Here is a 25,122-nt window from a genome sequence, read left to right on the forward strand (position 1 = left end):
GACGTTTTGGAAACTCGTGATTTCCGAGGTTCCAAAACGAGCTTCAAGACCGCTCCACAGGCTTGAAGCGGTCCCCACGGGGTGGAGTTTCTAACTACCGAAGACGGTGTTCAGGATAACCACATCAGTTCTCCGAAGACGTCTTGGGGGTCAGGCGCTTTTCGATGAAGGAGAGGACCAAGTCAGTAATAATCGCCATCAGCGCCGTTGGCAAGGCACCAGCTAGGATGATTGCACCACCATTCGTGGCGTTGGTGCCCCGAATGATAATGTCTCCTAGACCACCGGACCCGATGAACGAGCCAATCACGGTAATCCCAATACCAATGACCAGTGCGTTCCGAATCCCGGCGATGATCACAGAGAGTGACAGGGGAATCCGAATCGTCATCATGACCTGCCAACGGGTCATCCCCATTCCTTTACCAGCGTCCAGAACGTCCGGATCGACGCTGAGCATGCCAGTGTAGGTGTTCTTAATGATCGGTAACAGCGAGTACAGGAAGACGGTGACCACCACGGTCGTTTGCCCGAGTCCCAGTCCCAGCATCAGAATGGACAGCATCGCCAGAGATGGCACTGTCTGAATCACGTTGGCCGCGCCAATAATGACGGGTGACAGGCGCCGGTACTGGGAAATCCAGATGCCCAGCGGAATGCCGACGATGGCTCCTAGGAGCACCCCGTAGATGGAGACGAGGAACGTTTGGTTAAATTGACTCAGCACGTACATCCCGTTGTGGGAGAAGTAGTAGATTAGTTGACTCCATAAGCCTAAGTCTTTCACGTTACTTTCCCCCTTCGAAATAGTGGTGTTGCTTCAAGAAATTCGTCGCGACCGTCTGTGGTTCTTCAAGTTGGTCGTCGACTTGGTAGTTTAAGTGTTGCATGGTCTTCAGTGAAATCTTACCGACCAGCCGATTCAAGACGCCTTTTAACTCAGGATGCTGTTTCAAAATGGCATCCGTCGCGACCGGGCTGGCATCGTATGGTGGGAAGAAGTTCTTGTCGTCTTGGAGCAACTGCAGATGGTAGCTCCCGACCCGACCGTCCGTGGAATAGCCTAAAATGGCATCCATCTTATCGGCGGCTAAGGCATCGTAGAGCAACCCCGTTTGCATCGGCAAGACCTTGCCAAAGCTATAGCCGTACATCTTCTGGAAGGCGGGATAGCCGTCTCCTTGCCGGTTTTGCCAAATTTGGTCGATACCAACGGTCATGTTGGGTGCCAACTTTTGTAAGTCGCTGACGGTCTTTAAATGGTGCTTCTTCGCGTAGCTTTGCTTGACCATCCACGCGTAGGTGTCAGCGAACCCGTAGGACTTGAAGTAAGTCATCTGGTAGCGTTTCTCAAACTCGCGGGTGACGGTCGTGTTGACCTTGGCCGGGTCCCGTTCAAATTTTTCGTTTAAGATGGTGGTCAGGTCGGTCCCGTTGAATCGAATGGAACTGATATCCGCGTTGTTGTTCTTGAGGGCGTTGAAGCTGACATTTCCAGACCCTAAGTTGTTAATGATCGACGTGTGTAAGTTTGTATAGTGACCGATCATACCAGCGATCATGTAAGCCATGATCTGTTGCTCGGTCGTGTTCTGTGAGGCAATCCGGACGTTGTTATTGCCGGCGCCAGCTAAGCCTGGCAGGGCGCACCCACCTAAAGGCAGGAGGACGACGGCGACTAGAAATGCGGCGAGCCAGTTGCGTAATTTTTTTCGCATAAATCGAACCTCCTATCGTAAAGGTCGTGGCGTGACGGCCCGTTCCACTTTACCCAGCAAATAGTCGATCAGCAGGGCTAAGAGAATCACGGGAATCGAGCCGCCGAGAATCAGGTCGGACCGGTAGAGGTTTAAACCGTTAAAGATAAAGTCCCCTAGGCCACCAGCACCGATGTAAGACGCCAGCGTGGCCCAAGCAATCACGTAGGTTGCGGACAGCCGGATACCGGCCATGATGACGGGCGCGGCCAGTGGAATCTCGGCGCGGACCATCATTTGCCACCAGGTCATCCCCATCCCCTTGGCTGCGTCACGCACAGTTGGTGAGACGCCCTGCATCCCAAGATACGTGTTGCGCAGGATGGGCAGGAGGGAGTAGATGAAGAGGGCGACGATGGCGGGGGTGGAGCCGATCCCGAAAATCGGAATCATCATCGCCAGTAATGCCATCGCGGGGATCGTTTGTAGGACCCCGGCGAGCGTGATCACGAAGTTGGCGCCGTGTTTCATGCGGGTCAACAGAATTCCTAACGGCACGGCCACGATGACCCCAAGGGCCAGTGCGGCGGCCGAGATGTATAAATGTTGGCCGGTCTTGGCAACGAGTTGCCAGCCGTATGTGGCTAAGAAATGGGTCATTGGGCGGTGTCGCCTCCTTCATGGTTGGCGGCGGCGTGAATGTCGGCGTTGATCGGTGAGGCGGGCTCTTCATTGGCTTCTGGTGCACCACGAAGCGCGTCGTACACGATGTCGACTAAGGCCGTTCTGGTAACGATACCGACCAAGTGTTTCTTGGCGTCGACCACGGGAACGTTTTTAACCCCCTGTTTCAGAATCCGGTCGACCGTGTCCCCAATCAGGGAGTTGGCCTGCACGTAGAAGACTTTCCGGTTGGTGAAGCGACTGATGAGCGTCGTGCCATCCGTAATCCGGTTGATGTCGTCCAAGTCAACGAAGCCTTCGAGGACGCCATTGTCATCGGTGACCAGCAGTGTATCAACTCGCCGGTCATGCATCAGGTCGATGGCATCGTCTAACGTCTTGTCTGGCGTGATGGACACGGGCGTCTTCAACATGATCTGGCTAACCGTTAAGATGTTGGGTTGGGCCCGAATCAGCCGTTCCTCACCAATGAGGTTGGTGACGAATTCGTTGGCTGGGTGACGCAGAATATTTTCGGGGGTGTCGACTTGAACCTGCTTGCCGTGGCTCATGATGACGACCCGCGTGGCGAGGTGCAGGGCTTCATCCATGTCATGGGTGACAAAGATAAAGGTCTTGCCGAGGTCTTCTTGTAAATGTTTGACCAGATCCTGCAAGGATTCCCGGGTGATGGGGTCCAAGGCACCGAAGGGTTCGTCCATCAAAATGATACGTTGGTCGGCGGCTAAGGCCCGCACGACCCCGATACGTTGCTGTTGGCCACCGGAGAGTTCGCCGGGATAGCGTTGCAGCATATCGTCTGGCAATTGGGCCAGTTCGATCATTTTGTGGGCTTGTTCGGCCCGTTTTTCCTTGGACCAGCCGAGGAGCTTAGGGACGATTTCGATGTTTTCTTGAATCGTCATGTGGGGCATCAAGCCGGTGTTTTGAATCACGTAACCGATGGAGCGCCGCAGTTTCACGGGATCCATTTTGGAAATGTCCTTGCCATCGATCTTGATGGTGCCGGAGGTCTGATTCAGCATGCGGTTGATCATCCGCATGGTCGTGGTCTTACCGGAACCAGACGTCCCGATGAAGGCGATGAATTCGCCCTTGTCGACCTCTAAGTTAAAGTCGTCGACGGCAATTTTACCATTGGGATATTCTTTGCGTAGATGTTCCATTGAAAGTAGCATTGATTAACCTCCTGTGTGTTTACGGTTTTTGAAGCAGCTGCGAGAAAGCCAGTCGCCCTGAGAAGTTTCAAGACTGGCTTACCGGCGTAGCACAACGCTACGACTGATTAACAACCAACCTCGGAATGCGGATTGGTTGAGGGGCACAACGGCCAGACAGAAATCGCACAGCGTGAACGAATCACGACCTGCGCGCTATAAAAATAACGATCGGTGTGCCGAGAAGCACCTGAAAGAAAAGGGCATCCTGGAGACCGGTCGTATTTGAATGTCAGCCTGTAATTATGCCCATTGTACACGAATTGGGTGGATTTTCCAAAGAAAAACTATTGCCAATGTTGATAATATTCGGGTGTAAACGAATTCGTGAGGGGTACTTAAGCCCAGCGGCATGCGGGTTAGCCACCTTTTTCAAAATAACACAAAAAAATGTGTTTCAGATAAGAAAAACCTTATTTATTTTAATCGAAATTATTTAAAAAAAGGGGTTGCCTTCGACCAACTAGAACCCGCTATAATCTAAAACATCAGCTAAAAAAGAAAGGGAGTTACGACCTTGAAACGAATCTTACTCGCTGGGGCGCTGGACGCCGCTAGCCAAACCTTTGTCCGCCAATTAAGCCAAAATAGTCAGCTAGACCTGACGGTGTACACGCCGAGTGCAGTCACGTTGCCAACGACGGTGACCGCACTGACCGGTGAAGCCATTGACGAAGGTGGTCTGACCGCAGCGATGTTGGATCAGGATGTGGTCGTGGCGCTAGTGCCGACGATTCACTTGGCTGCAATGACCCGGACACTGGCCACAGCGGCTAGTGCCGCCGGGGCCCGGCAATTAATTGTGAGTCGAACCGATGACATCGTTGAACTGCCGGGTGAGATTCGGGATGCCCGCCGGAACTTGATGGCATCTGGCGTAACCTTTGACCTGGTCGAGGGCTTTGCCGGCATCAGCACGTTGATGGCGCTGGAAACGCCGCGTGTTTTTACCACAGTTACTGCCGACGATCCGTTAGCTGACTTGGCGGGTTAGCGTTTAAAATTAGCAGAATAGAAAAAATAGGCGTTGTCGGTGGGTCCAAAGTAAGTTGGACTTCACTGACAACGCCTATTTCGTGTTCTTTGATGTTTAGTATTTAAAATAAGTTCAAAATCACGACTATCAAGTTCTAACGGAGCGCTCCTTGACTTGATGGATTTATTATAATTTGGTTTGAAATTATATTCAATAAAGAAAGACTGAATTTATCAGTATTATTTTTGTAATATGATATGTTTGCGTGTACTTTTAGTTTGGGAGAGATTATAATCCGATTAAAAGAAGATGAGCAAATGAAAGAGCCAAATACGATTAAAATCTCAGCGAATCTCAGCTCAGTGGATGTTGGCTACATTGATATTCTTATTCAAAAGGGAATTTCTTCCTCGAGAACAGACTTTCTTCATTATGCGGCAAAAAAAGAAATCGATAATCATCATTCAGATCTCCAAAAGATTATAGCAGAAGATTCACAGGAAATAATGATTGATGGTCACTCAGCTGATGGGTTTGAAGTTCTTATTGGTCGTTATGATATTGATGATGCGTTTCTCGCCAGTTTAAGTCAAAAAAGATCCGTTACGAATTATTACGTCATTGGGCAGCTTCACTTCAATAATATTCATGATGAGGATAGACTCTTTAAAGTCATTAAATCCATTAAAATATTTGGCAAGCTATATGCTAACGATAGTATTTACAACCATTATGTGGGAAAGTGAGGTCTTGTGAATGTCTAATCGTGCTATATCTAGGCTCCAAATGACGATGGCGACAGTTAGCCTCTTCATTGGAAGCGCCACAAGCGAATTCTTTTCTTTTGCGCTCGGACTTTACGTGCTAAAGATGACAGCGTCACCCCTATTATTTTCTGTCGTCGCGTTTGTGGGCCCGGCAGCGCAGACTTTACTTACGCCATTGATCGGGTACCTAGTTGATAAATTTCCACGTAAGCTGGTCGCACTAACCGCACAGGCAACCAGTGTGGTTATTATGGCTATTTTTGTTTTTAACATCAAGGTGGCGCTGAGAACGCCAGCACTTTCTATTATTTTGTTGGTGACCTTATTAAATGTATGTGATGGCTTTCAAAGTACGTCATATAAGGCGTCATCAAACCAAATGGTGATGCCCGAAGATTTACAAAAGCTTGTTTCTTTAGAACAGTTAGGAAGTACCATTACAACCCTGGCCGCACCAATTTTAGGCGGAATTCTCTACAGTTACTTGCCGTTAAGGACATTTTCACTGATTGAACTGGGTGGGGAGACCGTGGTGTTGCTGTTCATCATGGCTTTGCGGTTTCATTACTTTGCAACCACAACCCAGCCCGAGGAAAAGGACGATACCCATGTTTGGGAGTCATTTAAACAGGGACTTACTTACATTAAGACATCTACAGTGCTACGAGCGCTTCTTTTTTTTATAGTTATCATGGATCTTGCATTCTCAGCAATCTCAATTGGGCTACCGTTTATTACGGTCAAGATCTTAAACATCCCCAATACACTGTACGGAATCATCCAAGCCGCTACGAGTTTTGGCATGATTCTTGGCAGTCTGGTCTTGTCGTTTTCTAACAAGGTCATCCAAAAATTGCCTAAAATATTCAATATTGGTTTGTTATTTTGTGGCTTATTAGCCGTTCTTTCCTTTGTCTCTCTTAATATCTTTTCGAAGAACATTAGTGTTGTTTTTTACATCATTATCTTGATGCTGGTAGGTCTGGTAATCATCGGCATCAATATTCCCTTTGCGACGTTTATTCGTAAAAATACGCCAGACAAGTTACAAGGTCGCGTCAATATTACGGTTAATACAACAGCGAGCCTTTCCACTTCATTAGGGGTTCTCTTATTTGGGGTGTTGTTTGGTAAATTTTCACCAACGATTGTTTTTGCGGTGGTGACGTTATTCCTGCTGGCCATCAGTATTCGGTTCCGGCATGACTTGAATTTTAGTATTCCCAAAAATAAAGCCTAGGATCTTTCCACTTAGGGGGAAATCATGACTGTGCAAAATGGCTGGTCGAAAAAAAGGCGTTGTCAGTGAGTTCCCGAAAATTCTGGGGGACAGCGGACAACGCCTATTAGTAGTTGGTTCACTTTGTTGACCTGTTTTGTGCTGGGAATAGTCTTTCATGAGAGCCAATCCGTATACCTATGAGAACTAAGGCACGCTGATCAATTGTATAAACGACTAAGATATCATTGTTATCGGTTGGTTGCTTCCCCAAAGGTGTGTCACGTAGATGAAATTCACGGTATCCGGATAACCGTCTTTGTAACGGATGATCGTTAAATTCATCAGGGAGCGACTCGCCTGCCAATAATATCTCAATAGCCGTACGAACTTCGTCGACAATGTTGGCATCTAAAGCAGCCAGGCGCTTTAAATCGGCATTGAACGTCTTTCTTGGTCTAAATCTCAGCCTATTTTCCATTTTTAAATTGACCCCAATAGTTATCGTTAGCGTCAACAAGTTCATCGTCAGGAAGGACATTTCGACGAATCAATTGATCTCTAGCAACTGCGTACTCTAAGGAACCTTCCTTAGCTTTTAAAGCACGCTCCATCCAGGCCATTTTTTCCTGAGAAATAATCGCCACGGCACGATTGTTCGATCTAGCAACATAGACGGTTTCATCATCATCATTAATCTGATCTAAATAATCCTTCATGTGTGTTCTAAAGGCACTTTGTGTGGCCGCTAAAGCCATGAGCAACACCCCGTTTCGTACACATATAGTACGTTATTACGTACGGAAAATCAATTTTTAAGCTTTTGTTTTCTCACTAATGAATAAAAAATCCCCAGACATCAGCAACAAAGAGATGTTTGGAGACAATCTAGTTCGTTAACAAAAGGTTGAAAGTTCCAAAATACGGCTCATGCCGGTTCTACCAACAGCAGTGGCCTTAAAAGTAGACAACTTGGTGGTCTGGTCGCTTTACCGGCCAGATATGAGTTGGATCGGTACGGACACAACTTGAAGCCTCGTAAATCACGAGTCTACAAGCTTGGTTTTCTACTAAGATAACAAGGTTGGAATTTAAGACGGCCAAACGCTAGGCTGCGTCGCGAACGGTCAACAGCTTGGTCGAGACGCCGAGGGCAACCAACAGGAACAGTAGGCACATGGTAAATCCGGATTGAATGCCGATTTGGGGCGCGTTGGCTTGGGCGCTGAAGAACTTCGTTGCCAGGTTGATCGTGGCAATAATGATGGCGGTCCCAAACGACCCAGCAATCTGGCGAAGGGTATTAAACGTTGCGACCCCATCAGCAATCAGCCGGTTGGGCAACTTGGTCAACGCCTGCGTCTGAATCGGAATTAAGATGAGCACCAACCCCAACTGACGCACCGTTTGGCCGACCGTTAGCATGGCGACCGAGGCATTCACGTCGATGAAGGCTTGCATCATGGTCCCGAAGCAATCGATCAACAGGCCCGTCGTCACGATGACCCGCACCGGATAGCGGTCAAATAGCCGGCCGCTGATTGGCGACATGATCCCGGTCAGACAGGCGCCAGGGAGAATGGCCAATCCCGAAATGATGGGGCTTTGGTGCATGATCGATTGGATGAGGAGTGGGAGGAGGATAGTATTACCGTACATCGTGGCAACGATTAAGGCATTTAAACTCGTGGCCGTGGTAAATTGGACGTTCTTAAAGATTTGGAGGTTAATCAGGGGGGTCGCAGTATGTAGTTGCTGGCGAATGAAGAGGAAGGTGAACAGGAGACCCACCGCGAAAGGCACGAAGACAAATGGTGACGTCAGGGCGTACTGGCCCACGTTGGAGAAGCTCCATAGGAGTCCTAGTGAGCCCAAGCTAATCAGGATGAGCCCAAGACCGTCCAGTTTCGGCGTTTCGTTGGTCGGTACGCGGGGCAGAAAGCGGAGTGCTAGGCCAATGTCAATCACGATAAAGGGGAGCACCAGAATGAAAAGATAACGCCACGACAGGTAGGTCAAAATGACCCCGGACAGCGTCGGCCCGATAATTGGGGAGAAGTTAAAGGCCAAGCCGACGATCCCCATGACGGCCCCTTTTTTCGTGGGCTCAGCATAACGAATCGCCATGATGTTGACCAGTGGCATCATGACCCCTGAGCCGATGGCTTGAATCATGCGGCCGAGAATCAGAACGAAGAAACTTTGCGCAATGCTGCCGAGAAACGTTCCCGCCAGAAAGATAACGGAAAAAGTGATGAAGAGGACGCGGAACGTGTATTTCTTGGTGAGGTAGGCACTGACAGGAATCATCATAGCGCTGACCAGCATGTAGCCATTGCTGATCCATTGAACGGTGGACGAGTTGACGTGAAAGACCGTCATAAAGGTCGGCAATGCCACGTTCATGAGCGTTGAGCAGAGGATTCCGAAGAAGGTACCGAATACCATAATAAATAGTGATTGTTTGATTTCCTTAGACATAGTTGGGCCTTCTATTATTTGAGAGTTTAGAGACAATTGATTTTGAAAAATGAACACTGAATTTTGAAATCACTAACAGTGGGGGGAGAACCCCTTTATATGTAAAGCCTGCGGGCTATTTTAGCAAACAAATAGCGTGCCATCTGGCAGCCGCAGGCGAATTAATATCTTCTATTATGCTGGTTGCGTTTTGGTGCGACGAATCTCGGGCACTAGCCACCAGATGAGGGCGAGGTTGATCAACATGAGCAGTGCCGTTGAGAAGAAGACGGCGTTGTAATTGAAGACCCCGGCAATCCAGCCACCCAGTAGGGACCCCAGCATGTTGCCAATGGCTTGGAAGGACTGGTTCCAACTGAAGACCGTCGATGTCAATTCGACCGGTGAGTTCTTGGTCAGGAGCGTTTGGATTTCGGGGAACAGGGCACCGTCAGAAATCCCAATCATGAAGCGTAAAGCGCCGAGCATCCAGACGCTGGTGACGAACCCTTGGGGCAGGTACATCAGAAAGGCAAAAACGTAGCCGAAGATGAGGACTTTGCCGGACCCATGCTGATCACCGTAGCGCCCCAGCCGCGGCGAGGCGAAGATGTTGGAGATCCCCGGTAAAGCCGCGATGATGCCGGCAACGACGGTGATGGGACCGACGTTATGCATGAGTTCCTTGACGTACAGACTGATAATGGGTGAGATGGAAATGTTCCCGAACTGGACGATCAACGTGGAAGATAGGAGGACGAGAATCAATTTCGGATTGGGGAAGGCGGCCAATGGATTGTGACTGCGTTCGCCTGCTGGTTTGGGGGCTACCGGCTTGAATTTTTCTTCAACCAGGACCCAACTCAAGATAAATGTAGAGAAGAGGAGGGCGGCGGTAATGAAGAAGGTCAGCCGAATGGAGAAGACCTGGGCCAATACCCCACCGATGACCGGTCCCAGCAGCATGCCGCTGGTCACTCCAGTCATCAGCGTACTGAGTGACGCACCACTGTGTTTGCGGGGCGTCTGGGAGGCGACCAAGGCCTGGGCGTTAGAAATGAAACCGGCGAAGACCCCTTGGAGGGCCCGCAACGCGACCAATTGCCAGACGCTGGTGGCAAAGCCCATTAAGGCCATGGCAAAGGCTGTTCCCAGTGAGGATCGCAAAAGCATTAATTTACGACCCTTCCGATCGGCGACCATGCCCCAGAGTGGGGACGCGATGGCGCTGACGAAAAAGTCAGCGGCGTAGACCAAGCCACTGTACATGGTGACCTGCGACTTGGTGAAGTCGCCTAAACTACTAATATAGAGTGATAAAAAGGGCATGATTTCGCTGAAGGCCATGCCGGCCACGAACGTACAGAACCACAGCACGCGTAAATTACGACGCCATGGGCCGCTCTCTCTTTCAGCTTCATCCAAAGTGGTTCAACTCCTTATTTTGTGAATTAATCGGCGGAGTCACCGCTTGTGACGCCCGCCGAATTGACCATTATCCGTGATGGTAACGACCACTACATTACCCGCATGACGGCGAAACGTCAATACTTAACACTTGTTGTATGCGCTCGCAATCGTTTAATGAAAAGGAAAAATGGCAATTGCAAAAATTGTTTTTTATTATAGCTAGATTGATTGGTCTAGCGGTGATTATAGGCTAGTTTCAAGTGAACGGGATGACAATTAAAAAGCGCGTCCCCTGGTGATGTGCCGGGACGCGCTTTTAGTGGATAGATTAGGTGTTGCTAGGGGTCAAAATCCGCGGAACGATTTTTGCAGTTCGGTAGGGTTGCCCAATTACGCCTGTGGGAACAAGTCCCCGTCGGCAATGCGCTCCAGTAGACGGCGTGAAGGAATGAAGAAAGCCGCGCCGGTGATGGGCGTACTGAAGTCTAGCAGGCGGTCACTCTGGGTGAACATATTGTCCAGCATGCGTTGGGTGACCGTGAAGTGGCGGGCGTAGCCAATGAAGTAGGTGCCAACGATCCCTTGTCCGGGTTTGGCATACGGCACATTCATCCGCACGATTTTATGTTCGATGCCATCGGCGTTATCCTGCGATGCGATGTTGTGTGCATTTGGCAGCTTTTCGTCGTCGTCGAGTTCGCGGTCACTGAATTTATGGCGGCCAATCGATTTTTCTTGGTCTTCAGTTTTAAGGCGATTCCAGGCGTCCATGTTGTGCGTGTATTTCTGAGCGAAGGCGTAGGATCCATTCTCAAACTCGGGGTCTTCGTCACCAATCAGGGCGTACTGCGTGGCGTCGGGACCGGCGGGATTCTCCGTTCCGTCGATAAAACCAATGATGGCGCGGCCTTCAAAGTAGCGGAAGCCCGGCGTTTCATCGACCACGGTCGTCCAGTCGCGCAGAAATTCACGGGCCTGATCCATGACCTCATAGACGACGGCCATGTCTTTCGCGCGAACGTGCATGAACAAGTCACCCGGTGTGGCTGGTGCGGTATACTTCGGCCCCTTGACTCCGGTAAAGTCCACGAGTTCTTGCGGCTTGTTGGCGTCGGGGAAAAGCAAGTCCCAGGCCGTTGAGCCGATACCAAAGGCTACGCGGAGGTTGGCGTCGGGATAGCGGATGGCCATACTGCGTTCAATGGCCGCTAACCGGTCAGCAAACTCGGCCAGCGCGTCACGATCGGTATCGATGTGGTCGCGGTCAATTAGGTACGTGGTGAACATAATGTTGTCGCCGGCGTCGCGGTAGACGTCTTGTGCATCAGCTGGATTAATCGTCATGATAAGAGTCCTCCTCATTGATTATTGTGAGGGCAACAGCCCCACAAAATACACACTGGATATCTCTATTAGTATAGCATGTTTACCCGGACTGTCAGGGTGGAAAGGCCTTCATCAATAACGTTTGGTTGGGCAACTAAAGATTGAAACCTGGAACTATAGTATTGGTGATCACAGGTACTGGGTGCGCAATACTGACTAAACTGCCGCCTTACCGTTCGCCAAATTTGAAGATGAGGTAGTTTAAGCCAATTAAAAACCCGTGGGCGCGACGGCCAACACGGGTTTTAGAGTTTACTTAGTCTTATGAAGTTGCTTGATTTTTTGGGAGACGAAGATCGCGGTAAAACCAATTAGTGAGCCAACAAAAATCCACAGCATCGTGGCCCAGCTAAAAGTAAAACTGTTCGGCCAGAGAAGCGGTAAGGCGATTAAGCCAATGAACATGATGGTGTAACTGATTAGACAGTTTCTCAGTATCGTTTTCAACTAGCCGTCCTCCGTATCAAAGTCTTCGCTTATCACCTTTAATTATAGCATAACGACGCCACTTTCTAAGAAGGACGGGTTACTTGTTTTCTTCAAATTGGTGAATCCCAGTTGCCAACCGGTTTAAGCCGTCCTGCAACCGTTCTGCCGGGCAGGCCACGTTGATACGGACAAAGTCGTGACCGTCACCACCGTAGACTTCACCGGCCGAGATGAAGAGCCCCGTATTTTGGCGAATCGCAGCGCATAGGGTCTTGGTATCCGTCGTCAATTTGTGGCAATCGATCCAGACCAGATAAGTGGCGTGGCCCGTGATGACGTGCAAGGCAGGTAAGTTTTTCGCGATAAATGCCGTCAACGTCTGCTTATTGGCCGTGATGGTGGCATTGAGTTCGTGAACCCACTCGCTGCCCGTCGTGTAGGCCGCAATGCTACCGTCGATGGCAAACGCGTTGGGTTCGGCTAGCTCATCGGTATTGATACCGCGATCGACCACGTTTCGCAGATTTTCGTTAGGGATGATGATCGTTGCAGCGTGTAAGGCCGCAACGTTGAACGTCTTGCTAGGGGAGACGGCGGTGACACTATTCTGGGCGGCCGTCTCACTGACAGAAGCGAACGGTGTGTAACCGTGCCCGGCATCGGTGATGTCGCCGTGAATCTCATCGCTAAAGACTGTGACGTGGTTGACAGCGGCGAGGTCGGCAATGCGGCGAAGCTCGGCTGGTTGCCAAACGTGGCCGATGGGATTGTGGGGGTTACACAAAATCATCATGGTCGTCAGTGGCTCAGCCATTTTAGCAGCGAGGTCGTCCCAATCGACCGTATATTGGCCATCTTGATAGACGAGGTCACTTGAGAGCACGTGGCGGCCATTGTTAACGATGGAATTATAGAAGATGTTGTAGACCGGTGCTTGCACTAAGACGTTGTCACCCACATGACTCACGCGGCGGACCGCCGAAGAGATGGCGGGAACAACGCCGGTGACAAAACGCATCCAGTCCGTGTTGGGTGCCCAGTCATGTTCGGTCGCATACCAGTGTTGCACGGCTTCAAAGTAGTCTTGTGGGACCTCTTCGTAACCGAAAATCCCCGTATCGGCCTTGCGTTTGATTGCGTCAACGATGCCCGGTGCCGTCCGAAAGTCCATGTCCGCGACCCACATGGGGAGTTCGTTGTCCTTGACGTCCCATTTGACGGAATTCGTGTGTCGCCGGTCGATCATTTCAGAAAAATTATAACTCATCGTCCGAGTGCCTCCTTGGTTAATTTAATGGTGGTGTTGGCGGGATCGATTTGATCATCGTCGAAAATGACCTTGCCGATGGCCGGAGCGGTAATCTGACCATTGATGGGGTTCTTCACACTGTCAATTTCGGTGTTGATAGTGGCGTCGATGTCACGACAATATTCAAAGGCGAGGTCGGTATTGATCAGCGAACAATTCTTCATGGTCAGGTGGTCGACGTAACACAACCCCTGGTCGCTTTCGAGCCAACAGTTAACGAAGGTAATGTTCTTGGCATTCCAGGCAAGGTATTCACCGATAATGGTCGAATCGTAGATGGTGACGTTGTCGCAGTTCCAGAAGGCATCGTGCGTAATGAATGTGGAGTCGTGGACTTCGACATTTTTACTGCCATCAAAGGCGTAATTTCCGGTCACCTTCAGGTTATGGGCAACAACATTTTCGTTGTTCATGCCAAAGTAATCCCCGGTGGCGGTGACGTTATTTAATTCAACGTCGTGACACCACCAGAGGGTCTCACCGGCGTCAGAAAAGGTCACGTTGTCAAGCCGAATGTTGCTGGCGTGCCGGAACGTCTTGGTGGCCCGAACCAGAGAATTGGCCATGGTCAGATCATCGGTGTACCAGATGCCAGCGTGAGCGTCTGGTTGCCACGTGGTGTGGTCGAGCTGGGCGTGGTGCGTGTACCACAGGGGGTACTTCCACTTAAAGATGGTGTGATCAATGGCTAGGTTCTTGCCGTGTTTCAGGGGTGACTCCCCGTCGACAAAGGTACTGTTCGTGATGTGGAGGTCGTGGGCCTGAAAGAGGGCGCGTTCTCCGGTTAAAGTTTGTTGATTGATTTCAATGCTCAAAATTTAATTCGACTCCTTTGTCCGATTAAGTGACTAGAATGGAAGCCTTGTTGGTGGACGGTGAAGGCTGGGCGTTCCAAAGAAAGGAAGGCCCCGTGCCGATGTCCAGACAGGCTCTTGAATGAGACGACTAATGTGGTGGGTCCAGCGGAATAGCTAAACGCGTCATAAATCAGTCTACAATAAACATTCTAGTACCTTCGAGTGGGCTTAAGGCAAGTCATTTGTTTAAATTTGGCGGCGATACCAGTAAAAACGGTCGATGATGAGGAGACCGCCCAACCAAATCGTGGCGAAAAGAAGCCAGAACTTGTTCCGGGTGAGAATGGGGCCGACCCGGTATTGCTGGACGGTGAGCCGGAGGTATTGGTGCGGATGAGTCGTTAGTGCTTGTGGTAAGAGCTTGAAGTTGGCGGGGGCGGTGACCAGTCGTAAACTTTGGTGGCTCCGATTTTGAATGGTCAGGTGATAGTTACCCGCCGGTTGCAGCGGAATCCGCTGATTGAGGCTGGTGCGGTCGCCGCTGGACTGCCAGATGATTTTACCGGCAGCGTTCTTAAGGGTCACGCGTCCGGTGATTTGTTCGCCGCGATCGATGTTAAGTAGATTAAAGGCCAAGGGGGCACTTAAGGGTTGGGTCAGTTGTTGCTGAAATTTAAGGGTGAGCTTGTGGTTCTGATAATAACGGCCCTCATTTTGACTGATAACGTCGATTGGCTGAACCCAGTTCTGGGTGGTCAGTGTACTGTTTTGCCAGGCAATCAGGCCCAGCAATAAGGTGAAGACGCCGGCCATGGCCAGTGGCAACCAGGTCAGCGGTTTTCGCGACCAACGTAAGAGATTGAGGGGTTGGCGATAACCCGCGGCGCAACCAGCAATCAGCAGAAAGAGGAGCGGCAGGGCATAGCGTTCTTCCGCTTCCCAGAAGATAATGTGGAAGGCCATGAGTCCCAGCATGAATAAACCCCCTAATAGGTAGGCCGATGACAGGTGTCGCCGGCGGAACTGTTGAACGCCCCAGCCTAGGTTGACCAGGATGAGGGCGAGGTAGGCGACCTGACACCAATTGGCAAACAACCAGTCCGCCGTGCTTCGATGACGATGATACCATCCGGGAGCCCGGTCAAAGGCTGAGTTGATTTGAAAGGCGTCGAAGGTTCCCGTAGCCAAGAGCAGTTGCGACTTACGGAAGAGGTGGACCACGATGCCGGCGGGGCCGAGAGCGGCTAGCCGGTCGTCGAGGAGTTGCTGAGCGGTCTGCTTTTTCGCCGTTGCGGTCGGTTGGTGGATGATCTTAGTGGCATCGAAACGGTCGTATTCCCCGTGTCGCGCCGGATTCCAGCTCATAGCGATCCAGCTCGTGGCAGGTAGCGCGCTGTCGGGATTGGCTTGATAACCGTTAGCTCGCTGGAGCGCGTGATTACCGCTAATACCGGCGAAGAGAATACCGGCCATGAGAAGTGTTGTACCGAGACGAACCAACCAGTGCTGGGGATGGGCCAAGGGAATCAGCCATAACAATAGAAGAATTGCAATAATAAGGACAAGTTCATTGGCTTTAAGGAGAAAAGCACCGGTCATAGTGATACCTAACAGTAGCGCCCAACCAGTCGTTGCTGGCCAGCGGGTGCTGCGCTTGAGCTGGACAAAGATGACGACCGCGAATAGAAGTAGGGGAAGCACGAACGTATCACTATAGGTATTTAGCGCGTAAGCATATAGTGGAACGGTCGTCAGTAACATGCAGATCCAGAGGCTGGCCCGCGCTGGATTATGGCGCTTTAAGGCTAACCAGACTGCCAGAAAGCCACAGTCTAGCCAAATGAACTGGACCAGATTGAGCCAGGTGCCGGCGTAACTCCCGGTCATCAGATGGTCTAGTCGCAGGAGGCCACTGAGGAAAATCGTAAACGACACGTTATTCGTGTACGTTTGAAAGTAGGCTGGCCAGGTCGTACTGCCGTGGACGAGATTGAGTGCTTGTTGGTGCACGAAGTACAAGTCGGCGCGAGGGGCGGCAATCCAGGAAACGGCGACCCAGTACTGAACGACGAGGAGTACCCCCCATAATCCCGCGGCGACCCACCGACTCTGACGTGGGGAAATGCGGTGAAGAGCTCGGAAGGTTAACCCCAAGACACCAAGATAGATGCCGGTGCCCAGGGCGATGGCTAAAGGACTTAGCCAATTGTGGTCGATACGGAAATCCACCGGCATGAAGAGTGCCAGACCGCCAGCAAAGAGCAAAGCAAGACAAATTAAGCCACATAGAGTAGCGGTGATGTGCTGACGACTAGACATGATCGAGACCTCCTTAGGACATTGTGTGTTGGTGAACGTTTAAAGCAGTGGTACGGGATTGAAAAGTGGCGGAATAGGTATCCGTTTGAATGATGTAGCGAGGCCGGTGTTTGACTTCGGTGAAGGTTCGACCGACATATTCGCCGATGATACTGATAGCGATGAGTTGGAAGCCGCCTAAGAACCACAGTGAAGCCATAATAGAACTCCAGCCAGTGATCACGGCACCACGAAAATGCTGAACCATGATCCAAATCAGCATGAGAAAAGCCCCACCACAGATAGTCATGCCAGCGTAGAGAACGGCCCGAATGGGGGCAATGGAGAAGGACAGGATACCATCTAAGGCAAAGCGAATCATCTGTCGTAGCGGGTATTTGGAAACGCCGGCCTGTCGGGGTTGACGCTTGTAGTAGAGTTTGGTGGCGGGAAAGCCCAGCTGGGGGATGATACCGCGCAGAAAGGGTTTATCCTCGTGGCATTGCATCAATGCCGTCACGACGCGTTTAGTTAGCAAGCGGAAGTCGGAATGATTCGGGACTAAGTTGACGCCTAGGCGGCGCATGGTCCAATAAAACCCATTCGCCGTGGTGCGCTTAAACCAGGAGTCAGTCGAGCGGTCATTGCGAACACCGTAGACGATATCATTGCCGCGTTTGGCCTGAGTGACCATGGCGGGAATCAACGCGGGGTCGTCCTGAAGGTCGGCGTCAATGGTAATGATGAGGTCGGCGTGGCGGTAGGCCGTTTGCATGCCCGCCATTAGCGCAGCTTCTTGACCGTAGTTACGACTAAATTGGAGACCGGTAAAAATTGGATTGTGGTGTTGAAGTTCACAAATGAGTGTCCAGGTTTGATCTTGGCTGCCGTCGTCGACAAAGAGAATTTTACTGTCGTCAGCGACTTGATGGCTGAGCATCAGGCGTTCCAAAATATTTTGTAGGACCGGAGCGCTGGTTGGTAACATCGGTTCCTCGTTATAGCACGGGGACACGATAGTTAGACTTGGTAGATTGGTTTGCGGCATCTTTGTTCCTCCCCAAAGAAATATAGATGAGTGACGATTGCTGGCGTGACGTGCCAATGATGGTGGCAGTCATTAAAGTAACGGATGTTAGCCGCTAACTAACGATGACGATTACTTAGATACATCGCGATTGTCAGGGCTGGCGGCGTCATCTGTGACGAACACCTGTAACGGTTCGTGATGCGCAGTCATCCGTCAATTAGTTGTCCAATCCTTTTCCCCATGAAAAGACGGCACCTTAGTTTGAATGATAAGCTACCTGATAATCAAAAAGTAGTCAGAGGTCTCAAAGTTTACGGATTCTTTAGCAGGATTAACTATGCCAATAGGCAAATTGAGTGCAAATGAAAACGTATTCAGATATACTGCTTAACACAAACTATTTACAGGTGATTGTCCTTTAGTAGAAAAAATAATCCTAAAACGGAGGTTGTTCTAATGGGAAAATTAGAGGGTAAAGTCGCCATCATCACGGGTGCGGCGCAAGGAATGGGAGCGGCCCATGCCCAGCTGTTCATTAAGGAAGGTGCCAAGGTCGTTATTACCGATATTAAAGCGGAGGTAGGGCAACAATTAGCGACTAGTTTGGGCGCTAACGCCATATTTGTTAAACATGATGTGGCTAGTGAAAGTGATTGGCAAGCGGTCTTAGACCAGACAATTACCGCATTTGGCAAGGTGGATATTCTGGTCAACAATGCGGGGATTACCTTTGCTAAGGGCCTGCAGGATATCAGTGCGGATGACTACGTGAAAATCTTTAAGATCAACCAATTGGGAACATTCCTCGGTGTTAAAACGGTGGCCAAGCCCATGACGGCGCAAGGGTTCGGCTCCATCGTGAATATTTCCTCACTCAATGGGTTGGTTGGGGGTGCCGTTGGGTATACCGATACCAAGTTTGCGGTGCGGGGGATGACCAAGGCGGCATCACTGGAGTTAGCGCCAGCCGGTGTTCGGGTGAACTCTGTCCATCCGGGAGTTATCGAAACGCCCATGATCTCACAGCCAGGGACGGAAGCGGCCGTTAAACAATTTGCCAAGACCATTCCACTACGGCGAATCGCTAAGCCGGAGGAAGTCTCCAAACTGGTCTTATACTTGGCCTCAGATGATTCTAGTTACTCAACGGGTTCCGAGTTTGTCGTGGATGGTGGTATTTCGGCACAGTAATCATTGTGAACCTGTTGGTTTAGAAAAAGGACCGTCGCGGAATTTCTTCTGCGACGGCCCTTTTCGTGGTGTCGGTTTAGTGGCGGAAATGACGATTGCCAGTGAAGACGAGCGCGATGCCGTGCTTTTCGGCCATAGCGATAGAATCCTTGTCGCGGATGCTACCACCCGGTTCGGCAATGACTTGGATGCCATGTTCAGCAGCAAATTCAACACAGTCGTCCATAGGGAAGAAGGCATCGGAAACCAAGACGGCTTGGTCGTAATGGTCTTTGACCTCGGCCTTACCCACGGCAATCTTGACCGCGTCGATCCGGTTCATTTGACCAGGGCCAACGCCTAAGGTTTGGTCTGGTGTGTTAATGACGATGGCGTTACTCTTGATGAATTTGATGGCTTTGAGGCCAAAGGTAATGGCGGACAGCTGTTCAGCTGTGGGCTGGGCGGTCGTCACCACCTGAAAGTCGGCTGGGTCATCGACAATATTATCCCGTTCTTGACGCAGTAAGCCACCACGGACACTGATCAATTCGTCATCTTCCGGTGCTTTGGCATTGGAGAAGTCGACGGTCAGTAGACGTAAGTTTTTCTTCTTGGCGAGGACCGCGTAGGCATCGTCATCGAAGGAAGGGGCGATGATAATCTCTAAGAAGAGTTGGTGCATCTTGGTAGCAGTTGCCAAGTCGACCCGGCGGTTGAGCACAATAATGCCGCCAAAGATGGACATGGAATCGGCCGCATAGCATTTATCCCAAGCAGCTTCTAGTGTGGTAGCTGAGCCAATCCCACATGGATTCATGTGCTTTAAAGCCACCACGGTGGGGTCGTCAAATTCTCGAATGAGGCCCAGTGCGGCATCAGCGTCTTTAATGTTATTAAAGGAAAGTGGCTTACCATGGAGCTGCTTAGCCGCCGCAATGGAGAAGGGGGCTGGTTGGCAGTCTTGGTAGAAGGTCGCCGTTTGTTGGGGGTTCTCACCATAGCGCAGGGCCTGTTTTCGCTGATAGGTCAACGTTAACGTTTCGGGTTTGGCATCATCGGTCAGGTAGTTGGCGATGACGGCATCATAGTGGGCAGTGTGATGAAAGACCTTAGCGGCTAAATGCTTGCGCAGACGGGTGTCATCCGTGTGTTCAGCTAAGGCGTGACTGACCTGATCGTAGTCATCGGGATCACAGACAACTAAAACATCATCGTAGTTTTTGGCAGCTGCCCGAATCAAAGAAGGACCACCGATATCAATCTGCTCAACGGCTGCGGCGAGAGTCACGTTGGGTTCTTGAATCGTTTGTGCAAAAGGATAGAGGTTGACGCAGACCAAGTCGATAGGTGTGATGTTATGTTCAACCAGAGTCTGTCGGTGAACCAGATTCCCCCGCTTGGCGAGGATGCCGCCGAAGACCAACGGGTTCAGCGTCTTGACACGGCCATCCAGCATTTCTGGAAAATGCGTGACGTCTTCAATCGGAATAACGGGAACATGAGCTGCAGCTAAGAACGCTTGTGTCCCCCCCGTGGAGACAATTTCGAAATTTTGAGCAATCAGATTTTGGGCAAATTCGACCAGACCAGTTTTATCAGAAACGCTAAGCAATGCACGGCGCATGAGAGAACCTCCTAATTTAAGTCTTTCTAAGATATGTCTATCATACGTGTTCTGTTCCGAACAATCAACGGGAACAAAATATAAATATTCGTATAAACGACAGCGGTCGGCCATGGATTGGTCACTTAACTATTTAAACGATTATGAGAGCTGAACATTCTGAACGATAATGATGCGGGCGGTTTCTTTTTCTAAACGGAATGGACGAGTTGTCAGGTCGTTGGTCGTTTAGTCGGTTCAAACTACCAACCATTTTCCAGCCGGATTGTCACGACTGTCGTTGGTTTAACGGCGTTTCTGTAATAAATATAATTGTAAAAGCTGGTAACTGAACTGCAATCCCCTTGACACGTAATCTACATTTTAGTGGCTTAAAGTAGATGGTGGTTGAGAGATGAGGTGGTGAAAGGTTCCAAGATGATTTACAGAAATTAAACAAACTCGCCAAATCTAATGAGGGAAGTGCCAAGTATGTCAACACATCTATGGGCCAAGCGGTTGGCGCAGACAGCAGTCGCCGCCAGTGCTCTTATCGGTATCGCGTGGGGCGGCCAAACCGTTGCCAACGCGAGCACCTTAGCCATTCCAGATATTTCTGAATGGCAGGGAAAGTTAACGGCGAGTCAGGTGTCTAATCTGAAGAGCCGGGTTTCATTTGTGATCAATCGGCGACAGTACGGGTCGGCTTATCAAGACCTGTATGCGGCTAACAACACCGCACTTTACGTGAAGTACGGGATTCCGTTCGGTGAATACGACTACGCCCGATTCACCAGCGTGGCCAGTGCCAAACAGGAAGCCAAGGATTTTTATAATCGGTCGAATAAGAGCGCGCAGTTTTACGCCCTAGACTTTGAGGAAAATGACGTCACATCGGGAACGACTAATGCCGCCGTTCAAGCTTGGTACGATGAAATGAGTGCATTGACCAACAAGAAGTTAGTCTTCTATTCCTACCAGTCGTTTGCGACTAGTTATGCGAATACGGCCCGGCAGAAATTCGACGCCCAATGGATCGCAAACTATTCTTATACGCCAACGATTGCGCATGCCTTGTGGCAGTACACGGATCACAATTACTTAGCAGCGTTGGGTGAATATACCGACAACAGTCAGGCGGTCACGTCGGTTCATCCGGTTTCTTGGTGGACGGATGGGGTCACGACGGCCTTGACACACACCACGACCACTTATGCTTATAGCAGTTATAAAAAGGGCCAACACGTCTATCTACATACGGGGGCAACGAAGGACGCAGATGGTAATGCCATTGCGGCGGCTGATCGACAGAAGTTTTACAAGGTTTCTCAGGTGAAATCGGTCACACAGTCGAAGTCCCAGCAGGCGCTCTATCTGGCTGGCTTGAACAAGTGGGTTCTGTCTGAGGACGCTACCGGGTATTGGGTCGGCCAACACGGGTCCTTTAACCTGAAAAAGAAGTTGTACGTCTATTCGAATTCGAGTTTGAGCAAGAAGACGGGGAGCTACTACGTTGCAGGTGATACGGTCGCTGGACGGGTCGTCAAAGCCCCGAGTGGCAAGTCATATCGGATTAAAACGAAACTGGGCTACCTGTCAGCCAATACGAAATTTTCCGACCACGCCTACTATGAGTCGTTGGGGGCTAACCGGACCATTACGACCAAAAAACCGGTCTACGAGTATACCAGTAGCTCCTTTAAGAAGGCCAACCGGACAACCAAGGTCGCCAAAGGGAAGACACTTACGGTAACTGGCATCAAGAAACGATCGACCGGTTCGCGCTACTTCGTGTTAAGTAACGGTAAATATGTCACCGCTCAAATGGCTTACGTCACTGAATAATAATGGAGAGAGGTTGGATAAATATGCAACGAAAAACAAAGATGGTGACGGCGGTCACGGCCGTTCTGACCGTTCTCACGTTAGGCTCTGGCACGGTGGTTCAGATGCACGCGGCTAACGATGTGAGCGCAGTCGGTCAAACCGTAGCTCCCAAGTCAGCCAGTACGGATGGCACCAAGCTCACGGCTGCCAGCACAAACGGAACTAAGCAGAATTATACGGTTAAGTATGATGGCAACCAGAATCAGTCAGCCACCCTCCAGAAGAAGACTTACGGGACCAATGCGACGGCGGAAAAACAAGTTGATTACGTTGGCAGCAATACGGATGGGGCAACGGTTAAATTGAATAAAAATACGACGGCGGTCGTGCAAGGGACCATGGGGCATACCTATGTTCATTGGAATAAAGGCGACTGGTCAGTGACGGCCGTTACCAGCAATGCCGATGCAGCCGGAACGCCGAAACAATTTGCCAAGCAGGTCAACCAGCAACTCACTAAGTCGGGCTTGCCACAGCATGCGGATACCGGGGCAATTACCGTGTATAGTCAAACTGACGATGATGAAGCCAATTCGGTCACTTGGCAACAGGGCAAGCAAGTCTATAAGGTCAGTGGGACCACAGCTGATACGACAGTGAAAGTCGCGCAGAACACAAATTAAGTGTGGCGAAAAAGCGGGTTGAGAATTTATTCTCAATGCGTTTTTTGTTGATGCTACAGGTAACAGGCAGCCTGTCTGTCCGGCGTAAATGCTGGGGGGCTAGTGGCGATGTTGGCCTTGTGACTTCGGTGAAGAGGATACTCAAAACTGGAGAAGCAAATCGCAGCTGGTTTTGAACCGAGAATTGCCGATTCAAAGGCGGATTTTTTGCGGCAATCATCATTTTTCATAGTTTTTTTGCTCGATTTTAAATCGGCAGTGAGCCCCGTCGCCGCGCGGACTTCACGAGTTGAAATGGTTGAGAAATGATTACTAGAATGATAAAAAGTTATTGACAAGTTTGCCGAAAAGAAGTACCTTAAGACTGTAATATGAAAGCGCAGTCATAGTGAATAGTAACTGGTTGCTTCATCCTAGAGAGCTAACGGTCGGTGGAAGTTAGTGGGAGTTGCCAGTGAATCCGCCACTTAGCGTTTGTTTCCGTTCGAAGGAGACACGGTGAGACGTTATACTCGCAGAGGACACAATCATTTTTGTGTCAAGTTGGGTGGTACCACGTTAATAAACTAACGTCCCATAACCTGGATTAACCGGGTTATGAGGCGTTTTTATTTTTTTCTCAGTCTATTCTATTTAGCAAAGGGGATTTTCATATGTTAGATCCAAAATTTGTTCGGAATAATCAAGAATTAGTCAAAGAAAAGCTGAAGACACGGAAAGTAGATCCAGCAGAAGTGGATGAATACCTCCAACTCGATCAACAAAATCGGGATGCCTTAACTAAAGTTGAAAAAATCAAAGCACGTAAAAACCAATTGACGCAAGAAATCAGCCAGAGTGATCCTAAGTCTGAGGCCGGCCAAAAGCTGATCAACGACGTTAAGAAAATCAACGGCGACATTAAGAGTACGGAAACGGCCCAAGAAGAAGTCGCAGAACGGCTACACTACTTGGCAGTTCGTTTCCCGAACTTGCCTGCCGATGATGTTCCAGTTGGTCCAGATGAAAACAGCAACGTTGAAATGCGCAAGTGGGGCAAAATCCCAACGTTTGATTTCGAACCTAAAGCACACTGGGAAATTGGTGAAAACCTCGGCATCCTTGATTTTGACCGTGCCGCTAAGGTTTCTGGTGCCCGGTTCGTTTACTACAAGGATGCTGGTGCCCAGCTCGAACGTGCCGTTTACTGCTTCATGTTGGACCTACATACCCAAAAGCAAGGTTACCACGAAATCATTCCACCATACTTGGTTACTGGTAAGACCATGTTTGGGACTGGTCAATTCCCTAAGTTCAAGGAAGATGTCTACACGGTTGAATCTACCGGGATGACGTTGATTCCAACGGCCGAAGTGCCATTGACCAACTACTATGCCAATGAAATTTTAGATGAAGACCAACTGCCAACGTACTTTACGGCGATGACCCCTTGCTTCCGTTCCGAAGCTGGGAGTGCTGGGCGTGATACTCGGGGCTTGATTCGGATGCACCAATTCCACAAGGTTGAAATGGTGAAGTACTGCAAGCCAGAAGACTCTTACGACGAATTGGAAAAGTTGACGGACAATGCTGAAGAAGTCTTGCGTGAACTGAACTTACCATACCATGTCATCACGTTGTCCACTGGGGACACGGGCTTCTCATCCGCTAAGACCTATGACGTTGAAGTTTGGATGCCAGAACAAGGCATTTACCGGGAAATCAGTTCTTGCTCTAACTGCCTGGACTTCCAAGCACGGCGGGCCATGATTCGTTACCGGAAGGCCGATGGCACCGTTGCCTACGTTCACACGTTGAACGGTTCTGGCTTAGCTGTTGGCCGGACGGTTGCTGCAATCTTGGAAAATTATCAACAAGCCGATGGCACCGTGAAGATTCCAGAGGTTTTGCAGAAGTACATGCATGGTCAACAAGTAATAAAATAAAATTATTATGAGAATAATCTATTATCAGTCAGATAATCGATCGTGAACAAAGTAACGATTATCCCCGTGGTGATGGGATTCATAATAGCTCTAAAGTGTACGATTAGATTATAATTCTAATCGTACACTTTTTTATTCTAATCTAATTATCATGATAGAAAATTATCACATTTTATTCCAATGCATAAATTTTGTAATGATGATAATCTTTTCTCGTAAGGTGAAAGGGCTT

Annotated in this window: 21 protein-coding genes and 1 other annotated feature; of the genes, 7 read left to right on the forward strand and 14 right to left on the reverse strand. The window is 49.8% G+C overall.

Going from position 1 to position 25,122, the window contains the following annotated elements:
- Window positions 1-124: 124 nt before the first annotated feature.
- From FAY32_RS05185 to FAY32_RS05200, 4 genes are read right to left on the reverse strand one after another with little or no spacing between them, the layout of a single operon-like run.
- The gene (locus FAY32_RS05185; RefSeq protein ID WP_191988150.1) at window positions 125-733 is read right to left on the reverse strand and encodes an ABC transporter permease; all 609 of its coding nucleotides are present in this window, start codon (window positions 731-733) and stop codon (window positions 125-127) included.
- Window positions 734-788: 55 nt separating this feature from the next.
- On the reverse strand, window positions 789-1,718 hold the full coding sequence (locus FAY32_RS05190) for an osmoprotectant ABC transporter substrate-binding protein (RefSeq protein ID WP_143462402.1): 930 nt from the start codon (window positions 1,716-1,718) through the stop codon (window positions 789-791).
- A 12-nt stretch (window positions 1,719-1,730) separates the two neighbouring features.
- Complete coding sequence (locus tag FAY32_RS05195) at window positions 1,731-2,357, reverse strand: ABC transporter permease (protein ID WP_143462403.1); 627 nt, start codon at window positions 2,355-2,357, stop codon at window positions 1,731-1,733.
- Window positions 2,354-3,559: a betaine/proline/choline family ABC transporter ATP-binding protein gene (locus FAY32_RS05200; RefSeq protein WP_143462404.1), complete on the reverse strand. Its 1,206-nt coding sequence runs from the start codon at window positions 3,557-3,559 to the stop codon at window positions 2,354-2,356. Before FAY32_RS05200 ends, FAY32_RS05195 begins: the two co-directional genes overlap by 4 nt.
- Window positions 3,560-4,115: 556 nt before the next feature.
- Between FAY32_RS05200 and FAY32_RS05205 the strand changes: the two genes are divergently transcribed.
- The 3 genes from FAY32_RS05205 to FAY32_RS05215 all read left to right on the forward strand — a co-directional run bounded on the left by FAY32_RS05205 (window position 4,116) and on the right by FAY32_RS05215 (window position 6,581).
- A complete protein-coding gene (locus FAY32_RS05205; protein ID WP_191988147.1) occupies window positions 4,116-4,592 on the forward strand; it encodes a Rossmann-fold NAD(P)-binding domain-containing protein in 477 nt (158 codons plus the stop codon).
- A gap of 299 nt (window positions 4,593-4,891) precedes the next feature.
- On the forward strand, window positions 4,892-5,320 hold the full coding sequence (locus tag FAY32_RS05210; RefSeq protein ID WP_143462405.1) for a hypothetical protein: 429 nt from the start codon (window positions 4,892-4,894) through the stop codon (window positions 5,318-5,320).
- Between the two features lie 10 nt (window positions 5,321-5,330).
- Window positions 5,331-6,581 (forward strand): MFS transporter, encoded by a 1,251-nt coding sequence (locus FAY32_RS05215; protein ID WP_143462406.1) that lies wholly within the window; start codon window positions 5,331-5,333, stop codon window positions 6,579-6,581.
- A 118-nt stretch (window positions 6,582-6,699) separates the two neighbouring features.
- Here FAY32_RS05215 and FAY32_RS05220 read toward each other — a convergent pair whose 3' ends face one another.
- The 9 genes from FAY32_RS05220 to FAY32_RS05265 all read right to left on the reverse strand — a co-directional run bounded on the left by FAY32_RS05220 (window position 6,700) and on the right by FAY32_RS05265 (window position 17,697).
- Window positions 6,700-7,041 (reverse strand): type II toxin-antitoxin system YafQ family toxin, encoded by a 342-nt coding sequence (locus tag FAY32_RS05220; protein ID WP_143462407.1) that lies wholly within the window; start codon window positions 7,039-7,041, stop codon window positions 6,700-6,702.
- Window positions 7,031-7,318 (reverse strand): type II toxin-antitoxin system Phd/YefM family antitoxin, encoded by a 288-nt coding sequence (locus FAY32_RS05225; RefSeq protein WP_143462408.1) that lies wholly within the window; start codon window positions 7,316-7,318, stop codon window positions 7,031-7,033. Before FAY32_RS05225 ends, FAY32_RS05220 begins: the two co-directional genes overlap by 11 nt.
- Before the next feature lie 349 nt (window positions 7,319-7,667).
- Window positions 7,668-9,041 (reverse strand): DHA2 family efflux MFS transporter permease subunit, encoded by a 1,374-nt coding sequence (locus FAY32_RS05230; RefSeq protein ID WP_143462409.1) that lies wholly within the window; start codon window positions 9,039-9,041, stop codon window positions 7,668-7,670.
- Between the two features lie 174 nt (window positions 9,042-9,215).
- On the reverse strand, window positions 9,216-10,445 hold the full coding sequence (locus FAY32_RS05235; protein WP_143462410.1) for an MFS transporter: 1,230 nt from the start codon (window positions 10,443-10,445) through the stop codon (window positions 9,216-9,218).
- 375 nt (window positions 10,446-10,820) lie between these two features.
- Window positions 10,821-11,774, reverse strand: a complete 954-nt coding sequence (locus FAY32_RS05240; RefSeq protein WP_143462570.1) for a Dyp-type peroxidase — start codon at window positions 11,772-11,774, stop codon at window positions 10,821-10,823.
- A 568-nt stretch (window positions 11,775-12,342) separates the two neighbouring features.
- Window positions 12,343-13,512, reverse strand: a complete 1,170-nt coding sequence (locus tag FAY32_RS05250) for a MalY/PatB family protein (protein ID WP_143462412.1) — start codon at window positions 13,510-13,512, stop codon at window positions 12,343-12,345.
- On the reverse strand, window positions 13,509-14,369 hold the full coding sequence (locus FAY32_RS05255) for a DUF3737 family protein (RefSeq protein WP_143462413.1): 861 nt from the start codon (window positions 14,367-14,369) through the stop codon (window positions 13,509-13,511). The genes FAY32_RS05250 and FAY32_RS05255 overlap by 4 nt, the downstream gene beginning before the upstream one ends.
- Before the next feature lie 228 nt (window positions 14,370-14,597).
- Window positions 14,598-16,670, reverse strand: a complete 2,073-nt coding sequence (locus tag FAY32_RS05260) for a glycosyltransferase family protein (protein WP_143462414.1) — start codon at window positions 16,668-16,670, stop codon at window positions 14,598-14,600.
- Between the two features lie 13 nt (window positions 16,671-16,683).
- A complete protein-coding gene (locus FAY32_RS05265; RefSeq protein ID WP_143462415.1) occupies window positions 16,684-17,697 on the reverse strand; it encodes a glycosyltransferase family 2 protein in 1,014 nt (337 codons plus the stop codon).
- Between the two features lie 438 nt (window positions 17,698-18,135).
- Between FAY32_RS05265 and FAY32_RS05270 the strand changes: the two genes are divergently transcribed.
- The gene (locus tag FAY32_RS05270) at window positions 18,136-18,870 is read left to right on the forward strand and encodes a glucose 1-dehydrogenase (protein WP_143462416.1); all 735 of its coding nucleotides are present in this window, start codon (window positions 18,136-18,138) and stop codon (window positions 18,868-18,870) included.
- Between the two features lie 76 nt (window positions 18,871-18,946).
- Here the strand turns inward: FAY32_RS05270 and purH are convergent, their stop codons facing one another.
- Complete coding sequence (gene purH / locus FAY32_RS05275) at window positions 18,947-20,476, reverse strand: bifunctional phosphoribosylaminoimidazolecarboxamide formyltransferase/IMP cyclohydrolase (RefSeq protein ID WP_143462417.1); 1,530 nt, start codon at window positions 20,474-20,476, stop codon at window positions 18,947-18,949.
- Between the two features lie 471 nt (window positions 20,477-20,947).
- Between purH and FAY32_RS05280 the strand changes: the two genes are divergently transcribed.
- The 3 genes from FAY32_RS05280 to serS all read left to right on the forward strand — a co-directional run bounded on the left by FAY32_RS05280 (window position 20,948) and on the right by serS (window position 24,890).
- Window positions 20,948-22,300 carry a GH25 family lysozyme gene (locus FAY32_RS05280; RefSeq protein WP_143462418.1) on the forward strand — a complete coding sequence of 451 codons (1,353 nt, stop codon included), beginning with the start codon at window positions 20,948-20,950 and terminating at the stop codon, window positions 22,298-22,300.
- 23 nt (window positions 22,301-22,323) lie between these two features.
- Window positions 22,324-22,965: a hypothetical protein gene (locus FAY32_RS05285; RefSeq protein WP_143462419.1), complete on the forward strand. Its 642-nt coding sequence runs from the start codon at window positions 22,324-22,326 to the stop codon at window positions 22,963-22,965.
- A gap of 373 nt (window positions 22,966-23,338) precedes the next feature.
- Window positions 23,339-23,545, forward strand: a binding site (T-box leader).
- Between the two features lie 73 nt (window positions 23,546-23,618).
- Window positions 23,619-24,890 carry a serine--tRNA ligase gene (gene serS / locus FAY32_RS05290; RefSeq protein WP_143462420.1) on the forward strand — a complete coding sequence of 424 codons (1,272 nt, stop codon included), beginning with the start codon at window positions 23,619-23,621 and terminating at the stop codon, window positions 24,888-24,890.
- Window positions 24,891-25,122: the final 232 nt, after the last annotated feature.

The organism is Levilactobacillus enshiensis, assembly GCF_007115095.1.
GTDB classification, from domain to species: Bacteria; Bacillota; Bacilli; order Lactobacillales; family Lactobacillaceae; genus Levilactobacillus; species Levilactobacillus enshiensis.

What these genes read in the sequence shown, in the direction of transcription:
- FAY32_RS05185 (WP_191988150.1), bottom strand. Translation starts at nt 733, where the DNA reads ATGTACGTGCTGAGTCAATTTAACCAAACGTTCCTCGTCTCCATCTAC.
- FAY32_RS05190 (WP_143462402.1), bottom strand. Translation starts at nt 1,718, where the DNA reads ATGCGAAAAAAATTACGCAACTGGCTCGCCGCATTTCTAGTCGCCGTC.
- FAY32_RS05195 (WP_143462403.1), bottom strand. Translation starts at nt 2,357, where the DNA reads ATGACCCATTTCTTAGCCACATACGGCTGGCAACTCGTTGCCAAGACC.
- FAY32_RS05200 (WP_143462404.1), bottom strand. Translation starts at nt 3,559, where the DNA reads ATGCTACTTTCAATGGAACATCTACGCAAAGAATATCCCAATGGTAAA.
- FAY32_RS05210 (WP_143462405.1), top strand. Translation starts at nt 4,892, where the DNA reads ATGAAAGAGCCAAATACGATTAAAATCTCAGCGAATCTCAGCTCAGTG.
- FAY32_RS05215 (WP_143462406.1), top strand. Translation starts at nt 5,331, where the DNA reads ATGTCTAATCGTGCTATATCTAGGCTCCAAATGACGATGGCGACAGTT.
- FAY32_RS05220 (WP_143462407.1), bottom strand. Translation starts at nt 7,041, where the DNA reads ATGGAAAATAGGCTGAGATTTAGACCAAGAAAGACGTTCAATGCCGAT.
- FAY32_RS05225 (WP_143462408.1), bottom strand. Translation starts at nt 7,318, where the DNA reads ATGGCTTTAGCGGCCACACAAAGTGCCTTTAGAACACACATGAAGGAT.
- FAY32_RS05230 (WP_143462409.1), bottom strand. Translation starts at nt 9,041, where the DNA reads ATGTCTAAGGAAATCAAACAATCACTATTTATTATGGTATTCGGTACC.
- FAY32_RS05240 (WP_143462570.1), bottom strand. Translation starts at nt 11,774, where the DNA reads ATGACGATTAATCCAGCTGATGCACAAGACGTCTACCGCGACGCCGGC.
- FAY32_RS05250 (WP_143462412.1), bottom strand. Translation starts at nt 13,512, where the DNA reads ATGAGTTATAATTTTTCTGAAATGATCGACCGGCGACACACGAATTCC.
- FAY32_RS05260 (WP_143462414.1), bottom strand. Translation starts at nt 16,670, where the DNA reads ATGTCTAGTCGTCAGCACATCACCGCTACTCTATGTGGCTTAATTTGT.
- FAY32_RS05265 (WP_143462415.1), bottom strand. Translation starts at nt 17,697, where the DNA reads ATGCCGCAAACCAATCTACCAAGTCTAACTATCGTGTCCCCGTGCTAT.
- FAY32_RS05270 (WP_143462416.1), top strand. Translation starts at nt 18,136, where the DNA reads ATGGGAAAATTAGAGGGTAAAGTCGCCATCATCACGGGTGCGGCGCAA.
- purH (WP_143462417.1), bottom strand. Translation starts at nt 20,476, where the DNA reads ATGCGCCGTGCATTGCTTAGCGTTTCTGATAAAACTGGTCTGGTCGAA.
- FAY32_RS05280 (WP_143462418.1), top strand. Translation starts at nt 20,948, where the DNA reads ATGTCAACACATCTATGGGCCAAGCGGTTGGCGCAGACAGCAGTCGCC.
- FAY32_RS05285 (WP_143462419.1), top strand. Translation starts at nt 22,324, where the DNA reads ATGCAACGAAAAACAAAGATGGTGACGGCGGTCACGGCCGTTCTGACC.
- serS (WP_143462420.1), top strand. Translation starts at nt 23,619, where the DNA reads ATGTTAGATCCAAAATTTGTTCGGAATAATCAAGAATTAGTCAAAGAA.